Source organism: Alysiella crassa DSM 2578 (genome assembly GCF_000745955.1).
GTDB classification, from domain to species: Bacteria; Pseudomonadota; Gammaproteobacteria; order Burkholderiales; family Neisseriaceae; genus Simonsiella; species Simonsiella crassa.
On the sequence record NZ_JQKH01000045.1, the window covers coordinates 1 to 20,139 of the forward strand.

Here is a 20,139-nt window from a genome sequence, read left to right on the forward strand (position 1 = left end):
CAGACCTGCCAAGTTCTCATCGTGTCGTAGGGGCGGATTTTATATCCGCCCTGTGGGAAGTACCACAATTCAAATATCGTAGAAAGGGCAGATATGAAATCTGCCCCTACAAAGTACAGAACTTGGCAAGTCTGGGGCTAGGGTGGGGGCAATCAACGGTGGCAAATGAATATTCTTGAAAATCAAAGAGCCACCCCCACCCTAACCCTCCCCCGCCAGCGTGGGAGGGGACAAGTTTCAGGTACTCTGAAGGTTTTTGTCGTGTACTGTAAGGCAGCCAAAATTTTGATGGCTGAATCAACTGAATGATTCATCAATCAATTGATTCAAACATCAAAACACCATGATTTTTCAGGCTGCCTTTTAATAACAGGCAGCCTGAAAACCCAATTATGCTGAAGCTGCTGAAGCGGGTACAGGGGCTTCTGCTGATTTTTTCACAGGTGCATTGATGTCATTCAAAGGCTCGCCTTTTTTACGCACAATCATGCGACCCGACATTTCCATGTGCAAAGCGTGGCAGAACCATTGGCAGTAATACCAATGCACGCCCAATTTTTCCGCTTTAAATGTGATGGACGCGGTGGCTTGTGGTCCAATCTCCATCGCCACGCCATGACCTTCCAAAGTGAAACCGTGTGTCAAATCTTCAATGGTTTCATTATTGGTAACAATCACGGTTACTTCATCGCCTTCATGCACTTCAAAACTGTTCACGCTAAACGCAGGTGCAACCGCCGTCATGTACACGCGCACTTTATTACCTTCACGAATGACTTTGCTGGTTTTTTCCAATTCCACGCCGTCTTTTTTCGCTTGCTCCAATGCGCCTTGCCACATCCATGGGTCTTGTCTGTCCCATGTTTTCTTTGGATTGATTTTGCTGGCTGCCACCAACATCATATCGTGTGGTTCGGCAAAAGTGGGATTATCGTGAACCAGTTTCATCTCATCGCCTGAAATATCAATCAATTGGTCGCATTCAGGTTTCAAAGGCCCGACATTCAAGAAACGGTCTTTAGAGAATTTGTTTAAAGACACCAGCCATTGACCATCGGCTTCTTTGGTTTCGCCCATAGTGGTGTGGTTATGCCCTGGTTGATAGTGAACGTCTAATTTCTGAATCACATAATCGCTGGTTTTGGATTTGGCGGCGTATGCGTCAATGGCTTTTTGAATATTCCATTTCACCATTTGGCTGTCCAAAAACAAAGTGGTGTAGGCATTGCCACGACCATCAAACGCGGTATGAAGTGGACCTAAACCCAATTCAGGCTCGGCAACCACCACATCACGCTCACTGATTTTGCCCGCAAACAAATCGTCCAATTTACGCACGTCCAACACGGTAACGGTGGGCGATAATTTACCATTTAGCATAATATAATTACCATCTGGTGAAGCATTACAGCCATGTGGTGAATTAGGTGCAGGAATGTAGCGCGTATAATTTTTCGCCGCATTGGTTTTACGACCATCTAATACTTTAACACCATTAATTTCTTTAAAATCGCCTGCTTTCACACCCGCTTCAATTGCAGCAATATTAAACACTACGCACCAATCTTGTTCATTGGCAGACGCTTCGGTAACGGTTACGCCTTTTTCTGAATTGTAGCAAGTAGAGAATGAGTATTTACCTTGATAATCCGCGTCGCCATTGTCTAAATTGCCATCTACCACCACTTGCCATGCAATTTGCATGGTTTCGCCATCAATTGCGGTGTAAACCGCCCAATAATCTTTGGCTGGATCGTCTAACATCGTACCATTATTGGGTACAGGCACAATGTGTTCGCCATTGGCAAACACATAACCCGTTTTCGGATAACGCTGTGGACGCAAACCATGAATCCCTGAAGCATTTGGAATTTCCACAATTTTATCGGTTTTCATCACATCGCAACGAATACGCGCCACGCGATTATTTGCCTTATCGTTTACATACACATAGCGACCATCATAAGTACCATCGGTAAATGACATGTGTGGGTGGTGCAAATCACCATTGGGCATAACGGGCATATTGGATTTTTGCAAAAATTGGCGTGTTTCAGGCGTGATGTGGGCATTCAAAATATCACGGCTTTCATTGGTATGCCCCCAACCTGTCGCGCTACACATATTAAATACTGGAATCCGCATTAATTCGCGCATAGACGGCACACCCACCACGCGCAATTCGCCTGTTTGACCGCTAGACAGGAAACCATAGTATTTGTCCAATTCACCAGGGGCAACATGGCTGCTCATGCCCCCCGAGCTGGCTGCCGCGTGGGTTGCGCCGCCTGCATGGGCAGCAGAAGCTGCTTTACCCTGTTGTGGGGACGCACCACAGGCTGCCAAACCCACCAAGCCCACGCCCGAAGCCGCTGCTGTGCCTAAAAAACTACGGCGACTGATTTTATGGTCATTCATAATACAACTCCTTAACTATAAAGGTTTTTGTTTAGAGAAATCATGTTGAAATGATTTGGGAAAATTTTATCGCAAAGATAGTTAGCCCACCCTATTTCTAAATACTTAAATTGCCTGATTATTTATTATTAGCCATATTAATTACAATAAATGTAGGGTGCGTACCACGCACCAAATCATTCAAATAATTTGGTATTTTGGTGCGTAATACGCACCCTACTGTTATTTTTGTCGTGTACTGAACTGAAAGGCAGCCTGAAACTTATTCCGCCGTTTTATGTTCACGTTTCACAAAATGCACCACTTGTTCATGTTGATTAGCTGGATTTTGCTTTTGCGCGTCCCATTCCGCTTTGGCGGCGGCTTGTTTGGCTTTTTTCTTGTTGGTGGCGACCACTTGTGGGCAACGCGTGGTGTGGTTGTACATCACTTGGCAATGCAAACATTGAATGCACTCATTGGGATTAATATCGCCTTCGGGTGCAATCGCTTGCACGGGGCATTCATGATTGCAAATTTGACACGGATTACCACACATCGGATAGCGGCGTAACCAATTGAAAATTTGCAATTTCGCAGGAATCGCCATCGCCGCCCCCAAAGGACACAAATAACGACAAAAAAACCGCTCAATAAACAAACCCGCTACCAACAAAGCCACCGCAAACAGCACAAACCACCATTCACGCACAAAATGCAAAATAATCGCCGTTTTAAACGGTTCCACTTCTGCCCATTTTTCCGCCAAACCCAATTCATACAGCGACACGCCAAATAAAGCCATAAAAATAACGTATTTAATTGCCGTCAAACGCGTATGCACACCAAATGGCACATTGATTTGTTTCACGCCCAATTTTTTCGCCAATGTATTGCTCAATTCCTGCAAAGAACCAAACGGACACAACCAACCACAAAATGCCCCACGTCCCCACAACAACATCGCCACTGCAGTCGCGCTCCACAGCGTGAAAATAAACGGATCCATCAGGAAATAATCCCAACTGAAATGCCCTTGCACAATAGATGATGACAAAGTCAGCACGTTCACCACCGACAATTGCGCGTGTAAATACCAGCCGATGTACACCAAAGTCATCGTCAAATACGCATGACGCACGCCTTTGTATAAGCGTTCATGTTTAACCAAAGTGTCTTGAAAAAAGAAAATCACCGTCAAAATCAGTAACATCACGCAAATGGCGATAATGTGTGGCATTTTGTCTTGCCACAATTGTTGCCACAAAGCACGCTGTGGATTGTCCGCTTCCGCGCCCAAATCCAGCTCTGGCACGGCAGCAGTAGCGGAGGCAGCCTGAACAGGCGTATCCAATAAAACAGGTTCGCCATTGGGGTCATCTACCGTAAATGCTTGTGGCATTTGATAATTTAAATCGGTGGTAACAAACACTTTGTTTTGCACACCTAATTCACGCTGAATCATCAATTGCAAATGCCAAGGTTCGGCAGGGTCAAACGCAAACTCTTCGGGGGTAACAAACAGCGACACTTCTTTAAAATGCGGCGCACCCGCAGCCTGTAAATCCAGCAAACGTGTATGATGTAAATCAGTAAAACGGAAACCATTGTCCTGTTGAATCACTTCAATGCGGTCAAAAATCCCGCCACGCACATAGCCCGAACCTTTCCACGAATACACGCCCGCGCCCGCCACCATAATCGCCGATTGATTCGGTTTCAAACGCGCTTGCAAATCCACAAAGCCTTGTTCGCCCAATAAACTTTTGCCAATTGATGGCTGAGATACCACCGCCGTGTACAAATCAATAAAAGTGTCTTCAGGCTGCCCTTGTTCGGGTTTTTCGGCGGCGGCTGGATTATTTTGTGCTAATAAATCATTGGCTTGCTGAATGGTTATACGCAAATGCCCCACCGCTTTTTGCGCCAACAAATCGTCCCACGACAACACGTCTGTCTTATCCATATTTGGCAAACGATGGGGGCGCGTTTGCACACCAGCCGCCGTCCCAGAAGCAGCCTGAACGCCGTCCTGTTTCGCCATTTGCGCCGTGATAATCCGCGCCGAACGCACAATACTGTCGCCAATCACCACCACTGTAACCGTTGCTCCCGTTACAATTTCAGATGGCGTGGAACCTGCTTTAGGGGGATTTTTGGTGGGATTTAAACCAATGTATCCATTGATAAAATTATCTACTTTAGACACGGGAATCCCCACCAATAAAATGGGTTCATTGTGTTTCAACATTTTTGCGCCGCGAATTGTGCCGTCCTTGTCCAACGCCACCATCGTGTCAATCGGTTTGCTGGAATAGCCGCGAGTGTTGACCACATCGCTGGTGATGTACACCACGCCAACTTCTTTGTCGCCTTCAAATACTTTGGCGGTCATCGGTTTGCCTTCAGGCTGCCCGAATCGTGTGGCGTTGGGGAAAATTTCGCTGGGCTGCACCTTGCCGATGAGTTCTGGCAGCCGTTCAGCGTAAACAGGCGCAATCAACGCGCACCACAGCAACAATTGAACAAATTGTCTGAAAAATAAGCGCACAGACATCATAAAAAGTTTCCCGTGTTATTGAATATTTTGGTTGTGGTTAAATATGGTTTGTAAATGAATTTTTATTTTATTTATGAAAAATTTGATTTACATCAAACTATTTGATAGTAAAAAATTTATTTTAAAAATGAAACACAGATTCTACCGAAAATCATGTTTTATGGGTAGTATAAGATGATTATTTTATGAAAGTTTAAACGCACCCTAGGGGCTAATGACAATTTGGGCGCGAGCTGGTTTTTCAGGCAAACACCGCTTCGCTGCCAAATTCAAGGAAAAAATGCGAGCCAATGCCGTCCATTGGCGAGTATTTTTGACACAGAAGTTGGCGATTTTGACGAAAAAACAACCGCGAAACAAATTGTCATTAGCCCCTACTATTATTTTTATTGTGCGCTGTATTATTGGCAGCCTGAAAACGCATTTGCCCCATTTCAGTTATAATTCGCCCAAGACAAACTTTATTTACACAACCATGTCAGAATTAAACACCATCATTCAACACAATGAACAATTTGTGGAACAAGGCGGCTACGCAGAATTTTTCACCAATAAATATCCAGAGAAAAAACTTGCCATCTTGTCCTGCATGGACACGCGCATGACCAAACTGTTGCCAGCCGCTTTGGGCTTGGAAAATGGCGACGCGAAAATCATCAAAAACGCAGGCGCGGTGGTATCCCACCCTTGGGGTTCGGTGATGCGCTCGCTGCTGGTGGCGGTGTTTGAGTTGCGCGTGGAAGAAATCATGGTCATCGCGCATTACGATTGCGGTATGCGCGGCTTGAGCAGCAGCACGTTTTTGGAAAAAGCCGAAGCACATGGCATTCCTCACGACCGCATGGACACGCTGCGCGATGCAGGGATTAATTTAGACAGATGGCTCACAGGTTTTGATAATGTGGAAGACAGCGTGCGCGATACGGTGAAAACCATCAAACGCCACCCCCTGATGCCCGCCAATATTCCTGTGCATGGTTTAGTTATCCACCCCACCACAGGCAAATTGACTTTGGTGGTGGACGGAAATACCACTTGCGCGATTTAATCATTTTCAGGCTGCCTGCAAATACATTGTTAGAAAGAATGGGATATGAGTCAAAAATGGATATACAGAGAAGATTCTGGTTTTGTGATGTTTATCTGTTTTTTAGTTGTATTAATGTTTTTGAGCATACCTTTTCTTGTTTTTATTTTGCATGAGCAAACACGGTATGATTTCTTTAATAAATCATTGAAAGAAATAGCTTATACCTTATTATTTTTAGGGACATACTTTGCATTATTTCTAGCATTTGCAAATGCCATTTATCAAAATAATGTCAGAAACTGGATTAAATCATTTATCCGTCCCGATTATTTGGAAATAAGTGAAGAAGGCTTACACTACCAGTACCAAGATGAAGAAGTATGGATTGAATGGCAGCAAATTTCGGGTGTCAAACCGAAAGACTATGATAAATTAATATTTTTATTGGATAATGGCGATAAGCAAATTATATATATGAGTGGCTTTGCCAAACCATTTGACCAAGTAAAATACTTTATTCTGTGCTTTATTATGCCTGTAGCTGGGGTAATTAATCCTTGGCTAGGTCTTTTATCTTTTCTAATAGCCGTGATAATCAGCTCCAATTATGATGATAATGATGTTAGCAATCGCATTAAGCATGAAATCAATCACTATCGGCGGCAAGCTTTTTTAGGACATGACCATACATGATACGGAAACCAGTAGGACAGCATAGTAGATTAGGTACAATTTACTGAACATTTATTTTAAAGCTAATTTTATGAAAAATATCGGATTATTCGGGGGCACATTCAACCCCATACACAATGGACACCTGCACATCGCCGAAAAATTTGCCGAACAATGCGCTTTGGATTGCGTGATTTTTCTGCCTGCGGGCGAACCGTATCACAAAAACACAGATTTATTGCCAGCCGAACACCGTTTGGCGATGACCGAATTGGCGATTTCAGGCAGCCCCCAATTTGCTGTGAGCGATTGCGATTTGGTGCGCGAAGGGGCAACGTACACCATTGATACCGTTCAAATTTTCAAACAATATTATCCCAACGCCCAATTTTACTGGCTGATGGGCATGGACAGCCTGATGAATTTGCACACATGGAAAAATTGGCAAACTTTGGTGCGGCAAGTGAAAATCGCGGTCGCCAACCGCACTGGCGACAATCTGGCGCAAGCTCCGAAAGAACTGCATTCGTGGCTGGGCGCGGCATTGCAATCGGGCGATTTGATTTTGCTGAATGCGGAAACAGTGGACATCAGTTCCAGCCAAATCCGTGCCAATTTGGCGGCTGGCAAAAATATGCGAAATTGGCTGCCTGAAAAAGTGGCGGATTATATTCAACGAAATCAATTATTTTAAAATGTAGGTTGGGTTGCAAACCCAACAAACCCCAAATTTAAAGGAAAAAATATGCGAAACGAACAAGAGTTACACGGCTTAACCCTGCTGGGTAACCAAAAAACCGAATACCGCAGCGACTACGCCCCCGAAGTGCTGGAAGCCTTTGACAACAAACACCCCGACAACGATTATTTTGTCAAATTCGTTTGCCCCGAATTCACCAGTTTATGCCCGATGACGGGGCAGCCTGATTTTGCCACCATTGTCATTCGCTACATTCCCGATGTGAAAATGGTGGAAAGCAAATCGCTGAAACTGTATTTGTTCAGTTTCCGCAATCACGGTGATTTCCATGAAGATTGCGTCAATATCATCATGAAAGATTTGATTCAATTGATGAACCCGAAATATATTGAAGTATTTGGCGAATTCACACCGCGTGGCGGGATTGCCATTCACCCCTTTGCCAATTATGGTCGGGCGGGTACGCCGTTTGAGCAAATGGCGCGTGAACGCTTGTTTGCGCACGATATGCAGTGATTTTGCGCGTTTCAGGCTGCCTGAACTTGATTAAACAAGCAAATAGGAAAGGAAAACCGATGGCAATCGTTAGATACAAAGCCAGCGAAATCCCCGAACCCACAGCATAAGACATGGCGCGTTTAAAAAAGCTGGCTGAAATGTCCGATGAAGACATTGATTACAGCGACATTCCCCTTTAACCGATGAATTTTGGGCAAATGCCAATGCCAAGCGGTTTAACGCACTGTATCGCCCACAAAAGCGATAAGTAACCGTGCGGATTGACGCCGATGTTTTGGCGTGGCTCAAACAAGACAGCAAAGGCTACCAAACGCGCCTGAATGAAATTTTGCGACAAGCCATGTTGTCCACCAAATCGGCTGGTTAATTTTGTTTTCAGGCAGCCTGAAACCCCAATTTGTCGTATAATTACATTTCCCCATTTTCACGGCTACCCGATATTTTTCAGGCAGCCTGAAATCTTTTTTAACCACGCGGTTCGTAACCCTCCCGCGATAACAAAACTAGGATTTTCCATGTACACATTTACTTTTCAACAACAAAAAACCGCCCTGTTTTGGCTGATTTTGTTTCACATTGCCGTGATTGCCGTGAGCAATTATCTGGTGCAATTTCCCTTTACCATCACGCTGCCCAATGGCTTTGAAGTGCATTCCACTTGGGGGGCATTGTCGTTTCCCTTTATTTTTTTGGCAACCGATTTGACGGTACGCATTTTTGGCAAACAATTGGCACGGCGGATTATTTTCTTTGTGATGTTGCCTGCATTGTTGTTGTCTTACGCGCTGTCGGTGCTGTTTGTGCAAGGGCATTGGTCGGGGTGGGGGGCTTTGTTGGCGTTTAATCTGTTTGTGTTTCGCATTGCGCTGGCGAGTTTTGCCGCCTATGCTTTTGGGCAATTGATGGACATTGTGGTGTTCAACAAATTGCGTAGCTTGAAAACATGGTGGATTGCGCCCACCGCGTCCACATTTGTGGGCAATGCTTTGGATACTTTGTTGTTTTTCGCGATTGCCTTTCACGGCAGCAGCGATGAATTTATGGCGACAAATTGGCAGCACATTGCTTTTGTGGATTATTTGTTTAAACTGGTGATTTGTACGGTGTTGTTTGTGCCAGCCTATGGCGTACTGTTGAAATTTTTGACGCGCAAACTCACCGCTTTGTCATCGCCAAGCGTGTTGCAAAACGCATAAATCAGCCACTTTTCAGATATAGGCAGCCTGAAACCGTTTCAGGCTGCCTGATTTTTTTGCCTGTTTTTACCAATCCATACATGGATATTGACATGATTTACCCCACATTTGACGTAAACTGAACGCTTTTTTAGGAAAAAATTAGGCAATGAAAAACATCGTTTCACTGTTGATTTTGGGCGCAATTGCTGGTGTTTTGCTGCATTTCAGGCAGCCTGAAAACCCCAAGCCCACCACCCACCACATCACGCAACAAGAAACTGTATTGGCACAAATTCGCCAACTTAACCATTTAACCAGCGTGTCGTTTTACATGGACAGCATTGTGAAAACCCACAAACAAGGCAACTGGTTCGCGCTCTGGCAAGACAGCCAAACAGGGCTGTTTGTCGCAAAAGGGCGCGTGCAAGCGGGTTTGGATTTGGATAAATTATCGGCGCAAAACATTCGCATTCACAATGATGAAATTGCGGTATATTTGCCGCCAGCCCAAATCATTTCGGCGCATTTAGACGATATTGAAGTATTTGATTTGAAAACGGGTTTATTTAATGTGTATCGGGCGGATTGGTCGGTGTTGCAAACGGTGCAAGCGCAAGCCAAACAGCAAATCTTGCAACAAGCCTGTCAAAATGGCATTTTGCAACACGCGCAACAACGCAGCGCAGAACAAATCCGCCAATTGTTTGCGCTGACCCAGCAAAAAGTGGTGGTGCACGCCAGCGAAACGCTTGCGCCGTGTCGCTTAACACCGCAATAAATATGGATGGAAAACAAGTGCAGCAAACGTAGGTTGGCTCTCCGCGCTGACATTCACAATATTCAACCCCACCCCGATATTTCAGGCTGCCTGAAAATCATGCGGCTTCAAAAATATCAATAATATCAATCTGTCTGTTTTCACACACAGATTTAAGCAATTTGTTCTTTTTAATTGAATTTCTACAAATAAAGCTGTTAAAGTTTCCTGAATCCAATCAAATGGAAACAATGATGAAACGCTTTTTATCTCTCACCGCCGCCATCGCATTGGCAGCCTGCAATCCGCCAGAACCCACTTCCACCGTTGCCAGCAGCGATATTGTTGCCAGCACGCTGCTGCCTGCGCCTGATTTATTACCCGTGCCAGCTTCGGGTACGAGCATGGCTTCGGTGGCGACTGCGCCGATGTTGGTGGACGTGTTTGTGGCAAGCGCGGCGAGTGCTGTTTATTCGGATAATCCGATTCAGGCTGCCACGTCCAGCGTGGCGAGCGCACCGCAATTAATTGATGTGCAAACCCAAATTCCCCCCGCCAGCACGTCTGCGCCACAAAGCACATTCCAGCAAATCCCCAAAGACCCCGCCGCCGCCCAACTGATTCATCAAGCCGAACAGCAAACCTCTGGGCAAACCCGCGCCATTTTGCAACAAGCGCGTGAAATGACTTTGCAACGCCAAGAAATCATACAAGGCGGCTGCTGGGATTATCTGGACACCGCTTGGACACGCGCTGGCGTACCACGCGAAGCGCGGCGCGTGGTGTATGCCGATAAAATTGATGGGCAATATGCTCCGTCCGACCGTCTTCAAGTGGGGGACTGGATTTACCATGTTAATTATTCGTATAACAATATTGGACACAGCGGCATGTTTATTGGCTGGGTGGATAAAAGCAAAAATTTAGGTTTAACCTTGAGTTACGCTGGCGAAAATCGGCTGGAACCTGCGCGTTATCGTGTCTATGATTTATCGGGCGTGTATCAAATTACCCGCGCCAAAGAATAAGCAAGAATCCATTTGCCCCACCCCGAAAGGCAGCCTGAAACCTGAAAAACCGTGCTATAATGCACGGTTTTTTCAACAATTACCGTTTTTTGCTGCCTGAATCGTTTTCAGGCAGCCTGAAAATTTTTATTTTTTTAAAGAAGCAAAACATGAAACAAATTCGCAACATCGCCATCATCGCCCACGTTGACCACGGCAAAACCACACTCGTAGACCAACTTTTGCGCCAATCAGGCACATTCCGCGACAATCAACAAGTGGAAGAGCGCGTGATGGACAGCAACGACATTGAAAAAGAACGCGGCATCACCATTCTCGCCAAAAACACCGCCATTGAATACAACGGCTACCACATCAACATCGTGGACACCCCCGGACACGCCGACTTTGGTGGCGAAGTGGAGCGCGTGTTGGGCATGGTGGATTGCGTGGTGCTGTTGGTGGACGCGCAAGAAGGCCCGATGCCACAAACCCGTTTCGTTACCAAAAAGGCTTTGGGCTTGGGCTTGAAACCCATTGTGGTGATTAACAAAATTGACAAACCTTCTGCCCGCGCAAGCTGGGTGATTGACCAAACCTTTGAATTGTTTGATGCTTTGGGTGCAACCGATGAGCAGTTGGATTTCCCCATTGTGTATGCCTCTGGTTTGAGCGGTTTTGCGCGTTTGGAAGAAGACGGCACGGAAACCGATATGCGTGTGTTGTTTGACACGATTTTGCAACACACACCTGCACCGTCTGGCGATGCGAACGCGCCTTTGCAGTTGCAAATTTCGCAGTTGGATTACGACAATTACACAGGTCGCTTGGGCATTGGTCGCGTGTTGAACGGCAAAATCCGTTCGGGTATGCAAGTTGCCGTGATGAATCATGAAGACCAAGTTGCCACAGGTCGCATTAACCAGCTTTTGGGTTTCAAAGGCTTGGAGCGCGTGCCTTTGGACGAGGCGGAGGCGGGCGACATCGTCATCATTTCGGGCATTGAAGACATTGGCATTGGTGTAACGATTTGCGACAAGGAAAATCCTGTTGGCGTGCCGATGTTGAGCGTGGACGAACCGACTTTGACGATGGACTTTATGGTGAACACCAGCCCATTGGCAGGCACGGAAGGCAAATTCGTTACCAGTCGCCAAATCCGCGACCGTTTGAATAAAGAATTGCTGACCAATGTGGCTTTGCGCGTGGAAGACACGGAAGATGCGGACGTGTTCCGCGTTTCAGGCAGGGGCGAATTGCATTTGACGATTTTGTTGGAAAACATGCGCCGCGAAGGTTACGAGTTGGCGGTGGGCAAACCGCGCGTGGTGTACCGCGAGATTGACGGTCAAAAATGCGAGCCTTACGAGAATTTGACGGTTGATGTGCCTGATGATAATCAAGGTGCGGTGATGGAAGAATTGGGTCGCCGCCGTGGGGAATTGACCAATATGGAAAGCGATGGCAACGGTCGCACCCGTTTGGAATACCACATTCCTGCGCGTGGTTTGATTGGTTTTCAGGGCGAATTCATGACGATGACGCGCGGTACAGGTTTGATGAGCCACGTTTTTGACGATTACGCGCCTGTGAAACCCGATATGCCTGGTCGTCATAATGGCGTGCTGGTGTCGCAAGAGCAGGGCGAGGCGGTGGCTTACGCTTTGTGGAATTTGGAAGACCGTGGTCGCATGTTTGTGTCGCCCAACGACAAAATTTACGAAGGCATGATTATCGGCATTCACAGCCGCGACAACGATTTGGTCGTGAACCCATTAAAAGGCAAAAAATTGACCAATATCCGTGCAAGCGGCACAGATGAAGCGGTGCGTTTGACCACGCCCATCAAATTGACTTTGGAAAGCGCGGTTGAATTTATTGACGATGATGAATTGGTGGAAATCACACCCAAATCGATTCGTTTGCGTAAACGCCATTTGAGCGAACAAGAGCGTCGCCGCCAGTATTCTTTGGCAAATAAAGAAGCGTAATTTTTGAAATAAACACACCCCAGCAAAAATGGTTTTTGTTGAGGTGTTTTGGTTTTTCAGGCTGCCTGAAATCACAAATGTTAGGGTACGCCATATACCCCAACAGCCTGAAAACCAAAAAGCGTAACTTGTTCTACAACAAGTTACGCTGACTTCTACCCAACACTCAATCTTCAGGCTGCCTGCAAACTGCCCAATTCGCCACGTCTAAATAATTCAATGCTCTCACGAATTTCTTCTGGCGTGTTCATCACAAAAGGACCATACGCCGCAATCGGCTCATCAATCGGCACACCCGACAAGAGCAAAATTTCCGCCGTCTCATCGCCCAAATTGTGAATCAGAATCTCGCCCGCTTCGCGTTCAAAAATCGCCAAATCTTTGGCTTGCGCGGTAGCAGATTGATTAAATTCAACATTTCCGCACCGCACCACCAAACTCACATTGTGCGTTTCGGGCAAACTTAAACGCAGCGTGGCATTCGCGTTCACCAAAACATCGGCAATATTTAACTCGGAATACGTCAAAGCCGCGCCTTGTACGCCATGATATTCGCCCGCAATCAGTTTCAGGCTGCCGCCATCTAATTCAATTTGTGGGATATTTTCTTTGCTCAAATGCTGGTAACGCGGCTCAACCAATTTGTGTTCACGCGGCAAGTTTACCCAAATTTGCGCCATTTCAAACACACCACCGCGTTGGCTAAAGGTTTCGCTGTGGAATTCTTCGTGTACTGTGCCACGACCTGCGGTCATCCATTGCACATCGCCCTCACTGATAATGCCTTCTGCGCCGCTACCGTCTCGGTGCGCCACTTCGCCGTGGTAGGCGATGGTTACGGTTTCAAAGCCGCGATGGGGGTGTTCGCCCACGCCGCGCGGATAGCTGAAATTGGGCGCGAATTCACGTGGGGCGGCATAATCCAGCATGAGAAATGGGCTGGTTTGGAGCTGCTCATCGCTCATGTGGGAAAATAATGGGGTAACGTGAAAACCATTACCCACCCAATGAGATTGTTGATTTTGATAAATATTTTTTAGGGTACGCATTTTCTTTTCCTTGTGTAAATGTGTGATGGGGTGCATTGTATTGCTTAAAATTTAGGCAAACAATATGCGTTTAGGAAACACAGTTTTCTGATTTGGCAAACAAACGATTCAGGCAGCCTGAAACCCGATTAACGCAATAAATTCGCCCCATCTTGCCCATGCAAACGCGCAAAAATCCAGCTAGACGCAAAGGTAAAACAGCCCATCAACACAAATGTCCAACGAAACGCGTCGTGTATGTGCAGGCTGTGTTGCGAAAATTGTTGCAACACCAGCGCACTCAATGCCACGCCCATGCCAATCGCAAGCTGCTGATTCACCGCCATAAAACTGGTACCACTACTGTTTTGTTCGGCGCGTAAATCGGCAACGGTAATGCTGTTCATGCCGCTAAATTGTATGGAATTACACAAGCCCATCACAAACAATTGTGGCAACAACGCCCACACAGGCGTATCCGCATTCGGCAAAGCAAAACTCATAATCATCAAACCAATCAAACGCGTATTCCAACTCAACACGCGCCGATAACCCCACCGCCGCATAATCGGCTGCACCAGCGATTTGCCCACAATCGCCGCCATCGCCACTGGCGCAAGTGCCAAACCCGCCACACTCGCGCTGTTGCCCAATCCCACTTGCAGCAAAAGCGGCAATAAAAACGGCATGGCACTAATCCCCAAACGGCTCACCAAATTACCCAACACGCCAATCCGAAACGTCCGCACCAAACGCAAATTTAAAGAATACAAGGGATTAGCTGTCCGCTTGGCGTGATAAATATACGCCACAAATGCCAGCACAGAAATCATCAATAAAATCAATGCAAACATTTGCCGATTTGGGTAACTCGCCCACTCCATCGCCAAACTCAATGCCACCGCGCCACCACCAAATAGGAGAAAACCCAGTTTGTCCAATTCAGGCAGCTTGTCGGCGCGGAAATCGGGCATAATCCGCCACGTCAGCCACATCGCCACCACGCCCACAGGCACGTTTATCCAAAAAATCCAATGCCAACTCATGTATTCACTCAAATAACCGCCCAAAATCGGGCCAATAATAGGGCCTATCAGCGCAGGGGTTACAATGTAATTTATCATGGTAAGCAATTGATTTTTATCATAAGATTTAACCATCACCAAACGCGGCGCAGCCGTCAGCATGGCACCACCCATGCCCTGCAATACGCGTCCGCTCACCAGCCACGCCAAACTGGGCGCAAATGCACACGCCACACTCCCCAATACAAACAGCAGCAGCGACCACAAAAACACGCGTTTCGTGCCAAATCTATCACAAAAATAAGCACTTAATGGCATAAGCAATGCCAAAGTCAGCGTGTAGGCAATAATCGCCGATTGCATTTGGAGCGGCGATTGGCGCAAATCCAATGCCATTTTCGGTAATGCGGTGTTGAGAATGGTGGTGTCCAACATTTGCATGAAAATGGTCAGCGCGAGTAATTTGGGGAGATGTTTGGAGATAAGTAACATATTGATTATTTGATAATTTTATTTTCAGGCTGCCTCTTAGTACACGACAAAAATAACAGTAGGGTGCGCCGTGCGCACCAAACACACCATAAATATTTAAATTATTCAGCCATTTGGTGCGCACAGCGCACCCTATATTTTCGTGATGGAAAAATTGTCCTATACCAAAAGGCTGCCTGAATAATAAGGCAGCCTGAAAAACATTACGGTTTGGTTTGCAAAAAAGATTCCATATTTTTCTGCAATTCCTGAACATCAATCCAACCCGCGCTGTGGAACAACATCATCATTATCACCCCAAAAAACAACACCAGCACCCCATACACCACATACGCCACCAACACGCGCCAAATCGGTTGCTGACTGATTTTGGCAAAACCCAATAATTGCACCCAAAAAATCCATATATTCCACAATTGGAAAATCGGCGTGGCTTCAGGCACAATCGGCAGAAAAATAAATGGCAAAATCAAAGCTTCCGTCATCAAAGCATAGCCCAAAAAAGGAATACGCGGGCTACCAAAATAATGCAACACGCCCGTCGTCGCCCGTGTCAGCAGCAACCATTTCAGTATCCCCAACACAATCCCCAACATCAAAATCCCATCGCCGCCGCCAAAAATCGGGCGCAACATCACGCTGTTCGCCACGCCCACGCCTATCATAATCATGATAAAAATCGGCAAACCATAACGGTAATGATCAATTTCATGGTAACGCCCACGCAACGTGTCGCCCATATCGCGTACCAAAGGAAGTAGATTAAAATTCATATTTTTTATTTAAATAAATGGGTTGAAATGAAGTTCAGGCTGCCTGAAACAGCCCAAACCCTATTATTTTACAAACTTTTTTGTGCCAACACGCGCCGCACCGTTTCCACCACCGCTTGCGTTTGCGAGTCAATTTCCACATTCACCACATCACCCACATCGCGCTGGGCAAACAGGGTTTGCCGCAAAGTTTCGGGAATCAGATGAACGCAAAATTCACCGTCTCGCACCGTACCTATGGTTAAACTGCAACCGTCTAGCCCAATAAAACCTTTTTCCAAAACAAAATCTTGCAGATTTTCAGGCAGCCTGAACCAAATGGTGTGATTCAATTCGCTGCGTTCCACGCGCACAATGGGGGTGGTCGTCATCACATGCCCGCTCATCACATGCCCGCCAATTTCATCGCCAAACCGCGCCGCACGTTCCACATTCACGCCATCGCCGACTTTCAGGCTACCTAAATTGGTTTTCGCCAAGGTTTCCGCCATCAAATCAAACGACACGCGCCGCCCATCAATTTCGGTAATCGTCAAACAGCAGCCATTGTGCGCCACAGACGCGCCGATTTGCAGCGAATGCGCGATATGTTCGGGTAACTCAATCGTATGGCGGCGAAAATCCGCAGTCGGCTGCTCCACCGCCACCACAGTCGCCACGCCTTGTACAATCCCTGTAAACATCAGAATGCCTCCCCTACTTTCACGCCATTCGCCACATCTTTGGGTGTGGCTAATTGTTTAGTTAATGCTTGTGCTGCGATAAACTCTTCTGATTTCATCATTTTATCTGCTTCATCGGGCGAAACGGTACACGCCATATTTTGCCAACGCGCCGCCAATTGCGGATTTTCAGGCTGCCTGAAATCTTGGCGCAACTCGTCCACCAAATCAGGACGATTACACACCAGCACAATATCGCAGCCCGCCGCAAACGCCAAACGCGCCCGTTCCCGAATACCGCCCGCCACACACGCGCCTTCCATCGTCAAATCATCGGAAAAAATCACGCCATCAAAACCCAATTTTTCGCGCAAAACCGTTTGTAACCAATAATTTGAAAAACCAGCAGGTTTGCTGTCCACTTGCGGATACACCACATGGGCAGGCATAACCGCCGCCATGCCCTGCTTCGCCAACGCCGCAAACGGCGCAATATCCGCCTGTTCCAGTTCCGCGAAACTGCGCGAATCTTCAGGCAAAACAAGGTGGCTGTCGCCCGACACAAAACCGTGTCCAGGGAAATGCTTGCCGCAGGATTTCATGCCGCCGCGATTTAAACCGCGTTGCAAAGCCAATGCCAATTCACTGACAATTTCAGGCTGCCTGTGAAAACTGCGGTTGCCAATCACCGCGCATTGCCCCCAGTCCAAATCCAACACGGGCGTAAACGACAAATCCACACCACACGCCGCCAATTCGGTTGCCAACACCCAGCCGACTTGTTCGGCGGCGCGTTTGGCGGTGTCTGCGCCGTCCGCGTTCCACATTTCGCCCAAAATATTCATCGCAGGCAAACGGGTAAAACCGTCAATAAATCGCTGTACGCGCCCACCTTCATGGTCAACGGCGATAATCAATTCAGGCGAGCGTAATTTTTTGATGTCGCTGCACAATTTTTTCAATTGCGCCACATTTTGAAAATTGCGGCGGAACAAAATCACACCGCCCACCGCAGGGTCTTGCAAACGCGCAATATCGTCATCGGATAATTCGTAAGCGACCACGTCCGCCATCACCGCACCGCGTGGTAATTGGATAGTCATATTATTTTTCCTTAATTAAATTAAATATTTATTATTTTCAGGCTACCTGAAATCTGTCCCCTCCCTCGTCTGGCTGGGGAGGGGATAAATTTGTGGCAAGTATAGTGGATTCAATTTAAATCAGGACAAGGCGACAGCGACCGCCGTGTACAGCGAGTACATAAGGGAGCTGGTAACGCGGTACTGGTTTAAATTGAATTCACTATAAAAAATTTTCATGTACTGAAAGGCAGCCTGAAACGGTCTCAAAACCCCATTTCAGGCTGCCTGAATCTTATTCACAAAACAATATTATGGCAACACCAAAGCCAAAAATACGGTATCCCCACCACGCTGCACCAACACCGATACATTTTTGCCCGCCCGCACCATCGCTTCATTAAACGAGGCTTGGTCGCGTACCGCCGAACCGCCAATTTCCAAAATCAAATCGCCGCGCCGTAAACCCGCCGCCTGCGCCAAACCCGTTGCCCGCGTTACCATCAAACCCTTGCTTTCCACACTCAACAGCAAACCCACCAATGGCACTTCAAAACCCGCGCCCTGATTTTGCAACTCTACTGCTAATGGTTCTTGGCTGGTGGCAGCTTGTTGCCCATCGCTGGCAGAACCTAATTTCACAATTAAATTCAATTCCTTACCTTTTCGCCAAACACCCAAAATCACTTCTTTTTCAGGCGGCAAACCACCAATCGCCATCGGCAATTCGCTGGACGAGCGCACCTGATTGCCGTTCACGCTGCGGATAATGTCGCCCACTTGCAAACCACCACGTTGCGCTGGACTGTCAGGCAAAATCCGCGCCACCAAAGCCCCAGTTGGCTTGTCCAAACCAAATGATTTGGACAAATCATAGGTAACTTCTTGAATGATCACGCCCAATTGACCACGTTCCACCTTGCCTGTGGTTTTCAATTGCTCCGCCACATTCATCGCCACATCAATCGGAATCGCAAACGAAATCCCCATAAAACCACCGCTACGGCTGTAAATTTGCGAGTTAATCCCCACCACCTGCCCACGCAAATTAAACAAAGGCCCCCCCGAATTACCAGGGTTAATCGCCACATCGGTTTGAATAAATGGCGTGTAATGCTCATTGGGCAGACTACGTCCTTTTGCCGACACAATCCCTGCCGTAACGCTATTATCAAAACCAAACGGCGCACCAATTGCCGCCACCCATTCGCCTGATTTCAATTCTTCCGCCTTACCAATTTTCGCAATGGGCAAATCGGGCGCATCAATTTTCAGTAATGCGATGTCGGATTTATCATCAGAACCAATTAATTTGGCTTCATACTCACGCTTATCATTCAGCGTAACTTTTATTTTATTCAAATCCTTAATAACATGTGTATTGGTCAAAATATAGCCATCTTTACTGATAATCACACCAGAACCAAAATTATAATCATCTTCTTCCATTTCAGGCATATTGGGATCGTGTGGCACCAGCCGTTTAAAAAATTCATAAAATGGATCATCTTTACTCAAACCGTCCAAACTATCCGATTGACGAGCCGCGATATTATTATTGGTTTTCATTGCCTGAATATTCACCACCGAGCCGCCTTCACGCGCCACCAGTTCCGCAAAATCGGGCAACAGCATGCCCACCGCTTGACTCACTTCCTGCGGTTCTACTTTTTTCACAAATTCGCTGGCAGGCTGTGAAGCGGCTGGCGTGGCTTCCACATTTTCGCTTGTATTTGTATTTTTCTTATCAGGGCAAGCCGTTAAAACCAAAGCCATGCACACCGCTACAGGTAACCATTTCTTTTGATGAAACATTTTTATCTCCAATATCATTATATTCATATTCATTTGGTAAACATGCGCCTACCAATATAGGGATTTAATCTTTGAAAACAAGAGTGTGAACAGAATTTTTCAGGCTGTCCTGAACCATACGACACAAATATTCAGGCAGCCTTTCAGTACACGACAAAAAAAGTACAATAAAAAAAGAAGTCCGCATCAATTCAGTGGTATCGTATTAATTTTCTCACGACTAATCCAATATGACTGAATTGAGCGAACTCACCCATATCGTAACCAAAACTTTCAAATGGCACAAGAGCCACGTTATTGTTTTTGTGTATTTATTGTGTACCATTGCCATGCGGCAGACCTGTAATTTGAGCAAATTGGCAATGTTTTTCCCTGATGCCAAAGCAACAAACGCCTCTTCCTATCGCCGTATCCAACGGTTTTTTAAGGAAGTTGTTTTTGATTATGACGC

The 20,139-nt window shown here is 46.5% G+C and carries 17 protein-coding genes and 1 pseudogene; 10 read left to right on the forward strand and 8 right to left on the reverse strand.

What is annotated here, in order from left to right; translation table 11 throughout:
• Positions 1-390 precede the first annotated feature (390 nt).
• Both nosZ and Q338_RS07695 read right to left on the reverse strand, forming a co-directional pair.
• On the reverse strand, positions 391-2,418 hold the full coding sequence (gene nosZ / locus Q338_RS07690) for a TAT-dependent nitrous-oxide reductase (RefSeq protein WP_034293853.1): 2,028 nt from the start codon (positions 2,416-2,418) through the stop codon (positions 391-393).
• A gap of 262 nt (positions 2,419-2,680) precedes the next feature.
• Positions 2,681-4,954: a 4Fe-4S binding protein gene (locus Q338_RS07695; protein WP_407059648.1), complete on the reverse strand. Its 2,274-nt coding sequence runs from the start codon at positions 4,952-4,954 to the stop codon at positions 2,681-2,683.
• A 478-nt stretch (positions 4,955-5,432) separates the two neighbouring features.
• On the opposite strand from Q338_RS07695, the gene Q338_RS07700 reads away from it, so the two are divergent.
• From Q338_RS07700 to typA, 9 genes are all read left to right on the forward strand, one after another.
• A complete protein-coding gene (locus Q338_RS07700) occupies positions 5,433-6,005 on the forward strand; it encodes a beta-class carbonic anhydrase (RefSeq protein WP_034293883.1) in 573 nt (190 codons plus the stop codon).
• A 45-nt stretch (positions 6,006-6,050) separates the two neighbouring features.
• Positions 6,051-6,680 carry a hypothetical protein gene (locus tag Q338_RS07705; RefSeq protein ID WP_034293855.1) on the forward strand — a complete coding sequence of 210 codons (630 nt, stop codon included), beginning with the start codon at positions 6,051-6,053 and terminating at the stop codon, positions 6,678-6,680.
• Positions 6,681-6,750: 70 nt separating this feature from the next.
• Positions 6,751-7,353 carry a nicotinate (nicotinamide) nucleotide adenylyltransferase gene (nadD, locus tag Q338_RS07710; protein WP_034293857.1) on the forward strand — a complete coding sequence of 201 codons (603 nt, stop codon included), beginning with the start codon at positions 6,751-6,753 and terminating at the stop codon, positions 7,351-7,353.
• A gap of 51 nt (positions 7,354-7,404) precedes the next feature.
• A complete protein-coding gene (gene queF, locus Q338_RS07715) occupies positions 7,405-7,875 on the forward strand; it encodes a preQ(1) synthase (RefSeq protein ID WP_034293859.1) in 471 nt (156 codons plus the stop codon).
• A 256-nt stretch (positions 7,876-8,131) separates the two neighbouring features.
• Positions 8,132-8,245 carry a BrnA antitoxin family protein gene (locus tag Q338_RS15480; RefSeq protein WP_244773511.1) on the forward strand — a complete coding sequence of 38 codons (114 nt, stop codon included), beginning with the start codon at positions 8,132-8,134 and terminating at the stop codon, positions 8,243-8,245.
• A gap of 148 nt (positions 8,246-8,393) precedes the next feature.
• Positions 8,394-9,074 (forward strand): 7-cyano-7-deazaguanine/7-aminomethyl-7-deazaguanine transporter, encoded by a 681-nt coding sequence (locus tag Q338_RS07725; protein ID WP_034293861.1) that lies wholly within the window; start codon positions 8,394-8,396, stop codon positions 9,072-9,074.
• Positions 9,075-9,222: 148 nt separating this feature from the next.
• Positions 9,223-9,834: a DUF4230 domain-containing protein gene (locus tag Q338_RS07730; protein WP_034293863.1), complete on the forward strand. Its 612-nt coding sequence runs from the start codon at positions 9,223-9,225 to the stop codon at positions 9,832-9,834.
• 233 nt (positions 9,835-10,067) lie between these two features.
• Positions 10,068-10,841 carry a hypothetical protein gene (locus Q338_RS07735; protein ID WP_115723580.1) on the forward strand — a complete coding sequence of 258 codons (774 nt, stop codon included), beginning with the start codon at positions 10,068-10,070 and terminating at the stop codon, positions 10,839-10,841.
• Positions 10,842-10,990: 149 nt separating this feature from the next.
• Positions 10,991-12,811 carry a translational GTPase TypA gene (gene typA, locus Q338_RS07740; protein ID WP_034293887.1) on the forward strand — a complete coding sequence of 607 codons (1,821 nt, stop codon included), beginning with the start codon at positions 10,991-10,993 and terminating at the stop codon, positions 12,809-12,811.
• Between the two features lie 173 nt (positions 12,812-12,984).
• On the opposite strand, the gene Q338_RS07745 is transcribed toward typA, so the two are convergent.
• The 6 genes from Q338_RS07745 to Q338_RS07770 form a co-directional block, all read right to left on the reverse strand.
• Entirely contained in the window at positions 12,985-13,860 is an 876-nt protein-coding gene (locus tag Q338_RS07745) for a pirin family protein (RefSeq protein ID WP_034293865.1), read from the reverse strand.
• 128 nt (positions 13,861-13,988) lie between these two features.
• Positions 13,989-15,356, reverse strand: a complete 1,368-nt coding sequence (locus Q338_RS07750; protein ID WP_051968547.1) for a DHA2 family efflux MFS transporter permease subunit — start codon at positions 15,354-15,356, stop codon at positions 13,989-13,991.
• A gap of 203 nt (positions 15,357-15,559) precedes the next feature.
• A complete protein-coding gene (locus tag Q338_RS07755; protein ID WP_147293664.1) occupies positions 15,560-16,129 on the reverse strand; it encodes a hypothetical protein in 570 nt (189 codons plus the stop codon).
• A 68-nt stretch (positions 16,130-16,197) separates the two neighbouring features.
• The gene (locus Q338_RS07760; protein WP_034293871.1) at positions 16,198-16,812 is read right to left on the reverse strand and encodes a riboflavin synthase; all 615 of its coding nucleotides are present in this window, start codon (positions 16,810-16,812) and stop codon (positions 16,198-16,200) included.
• Complete coding sequence (gene nagZ, locus Q338_RS07765) at positions 16,812-17,894, reverse strand: beta-N-acetylhexosaminidase (RefSeq protein ID WP_034293873.1); 1,083 nt, start codon at positions 17,892-17,894, stop codon at positions 16,812-16,814. Before nagZ ends, Q338_RS07760 begins: the two co-directional genes overlap by 1 nt.
• 291 nt (positions 17,895-18,185) lie before the next feature.
• Positions 18,186-19,688 (reverse strand): DegQ family serine endoprotease, encoded by a 1,503-nt coding sequence (locus tag Q338_RS07770; RefSeq protein ID WP_034293875.1) that lies wholly within the window; start codon positions 19,686-19,688, stop codon positions 18,186-18,188.
• A 230-nt stretch (positions 19,689-19,918) separates the two neighbouring features.
• On the opposite strand from Q338_RS07770, the pseudogene Q338_RS07775 reads away from it, so the two are divergent.
• Positions 19,919-20,139 (forward strand): annotated as a pseudogene (locus tag Q338_RS07775) (IS4-like element ISAba33 family transposase); the annotation flags it as partial.

Bases quoted from the DNA above. Each gene is read 5' to 3' on its own strand.
- Q338_RS07705 (WP_034293855.1), top strand. From the start codon at position 6,051: ATGAGTCAAAAATGGATATACAGAGAAGATTCTGGTTTTGTGATGTTT.
- Q338_RS07750 (WP_051968547.1), bottom strand. From the start codon at position 15,356: ATGTTACTTATCTCCAAACATCTCCCCAAATTACTCGCGCTGACCATT.
- Q338_RS07760 (WP_034293871.1), bottom strand. From the start codon at position 16,812: ATGTTTACAGGGATTGTACAAGGCGTGGCGACTGTGGTGGCGGTGGAG.
- Q338_RS07745 (WP_034293865.1), bottom strand. From the start codon at position 13,860: ATGCGTACCCTAAAAAATATTTATCAAAATCAACAATCTCATTGGGTG.
- queF (WP_034293859.1), top strand. From the start codon at position 7,405: ATGCGAAACGAACAAGAGTTACACGGCTTAACCCTGCTGGGTAACCAA.
- typA (WP_034293887.1), top strand. From the start codon at position 10,991: ATGAAACAAATTCGCAACATCGCCATCATCGCCCACGTTGACCACGGC.
- nagZ (WP_034293873.1), bottom strand. From the start codon at position 17,894: ATGACTATCCAATTACCACGCGGTGCGGTGATGGCGGACGTGGTCGCT.
- nosZ (WP_034293853.1), bottom strand. From the start codon at position 2,418: ATGAATGACCATAAAATCAGTCGCCGTAGTTTTTTAGGCACAGCAGCG.
- Q338_RS07735 (WP_115723580.1), top strand. From the start codon at position 10,068: ATGAAACGCTTTTTATCTCTCACCGCCGCCATCGCATTGGCAGCCTGC.
- Q338_RS07755 (WP_147293664.1), bottom strand. From the start codon at position 16,129: ATGAATTTTAATCTACTTCCTTTGGTACGCGATATGGGCGACACGTTG.
- Q338_RS07725 (WP_034293861.1), top strand. From the start codon at position 8,394: ATGTACACATTTACTTTTCAACAACAAAAAACCGCCCTGTTTTGGCTG.
- Q338_RS07730 (WP_034293863.1), top strand. From the start codon at position 9,223: ATGAAAAACATCGTTTCACTGTTGATTTTGGGCGCAATTGCTGGTGTT.
- Q338_RS07770 (WP_034293875.1), bottom strand. From the start codon at position 19,688: ATGTTTCATCAAAAGAAATGGTTACCTGTAGCGGTGTGCATGGCTTTG.
- nadD (WP_034293857.1), top strand. From the start codon at position 6,751: ATGAAAAATATCGGATTATTCGGGGGCACATTCAACCCCATACACAAT.
- Q338_RS07700 (WP_034293883.1), top strand. From the start codon at position 5,433: ATGTCAGAATTAAACACCATCATTCAACACAATGAACAATTTGTGGAA.
- Q338_RS07695 (WP_407059648.1), bottom strand. From the start codon at position 4,954: ATGTCTGTGCGCTTATTTTTCAGACAATTTGTTCAATTGTTGCTGTGG.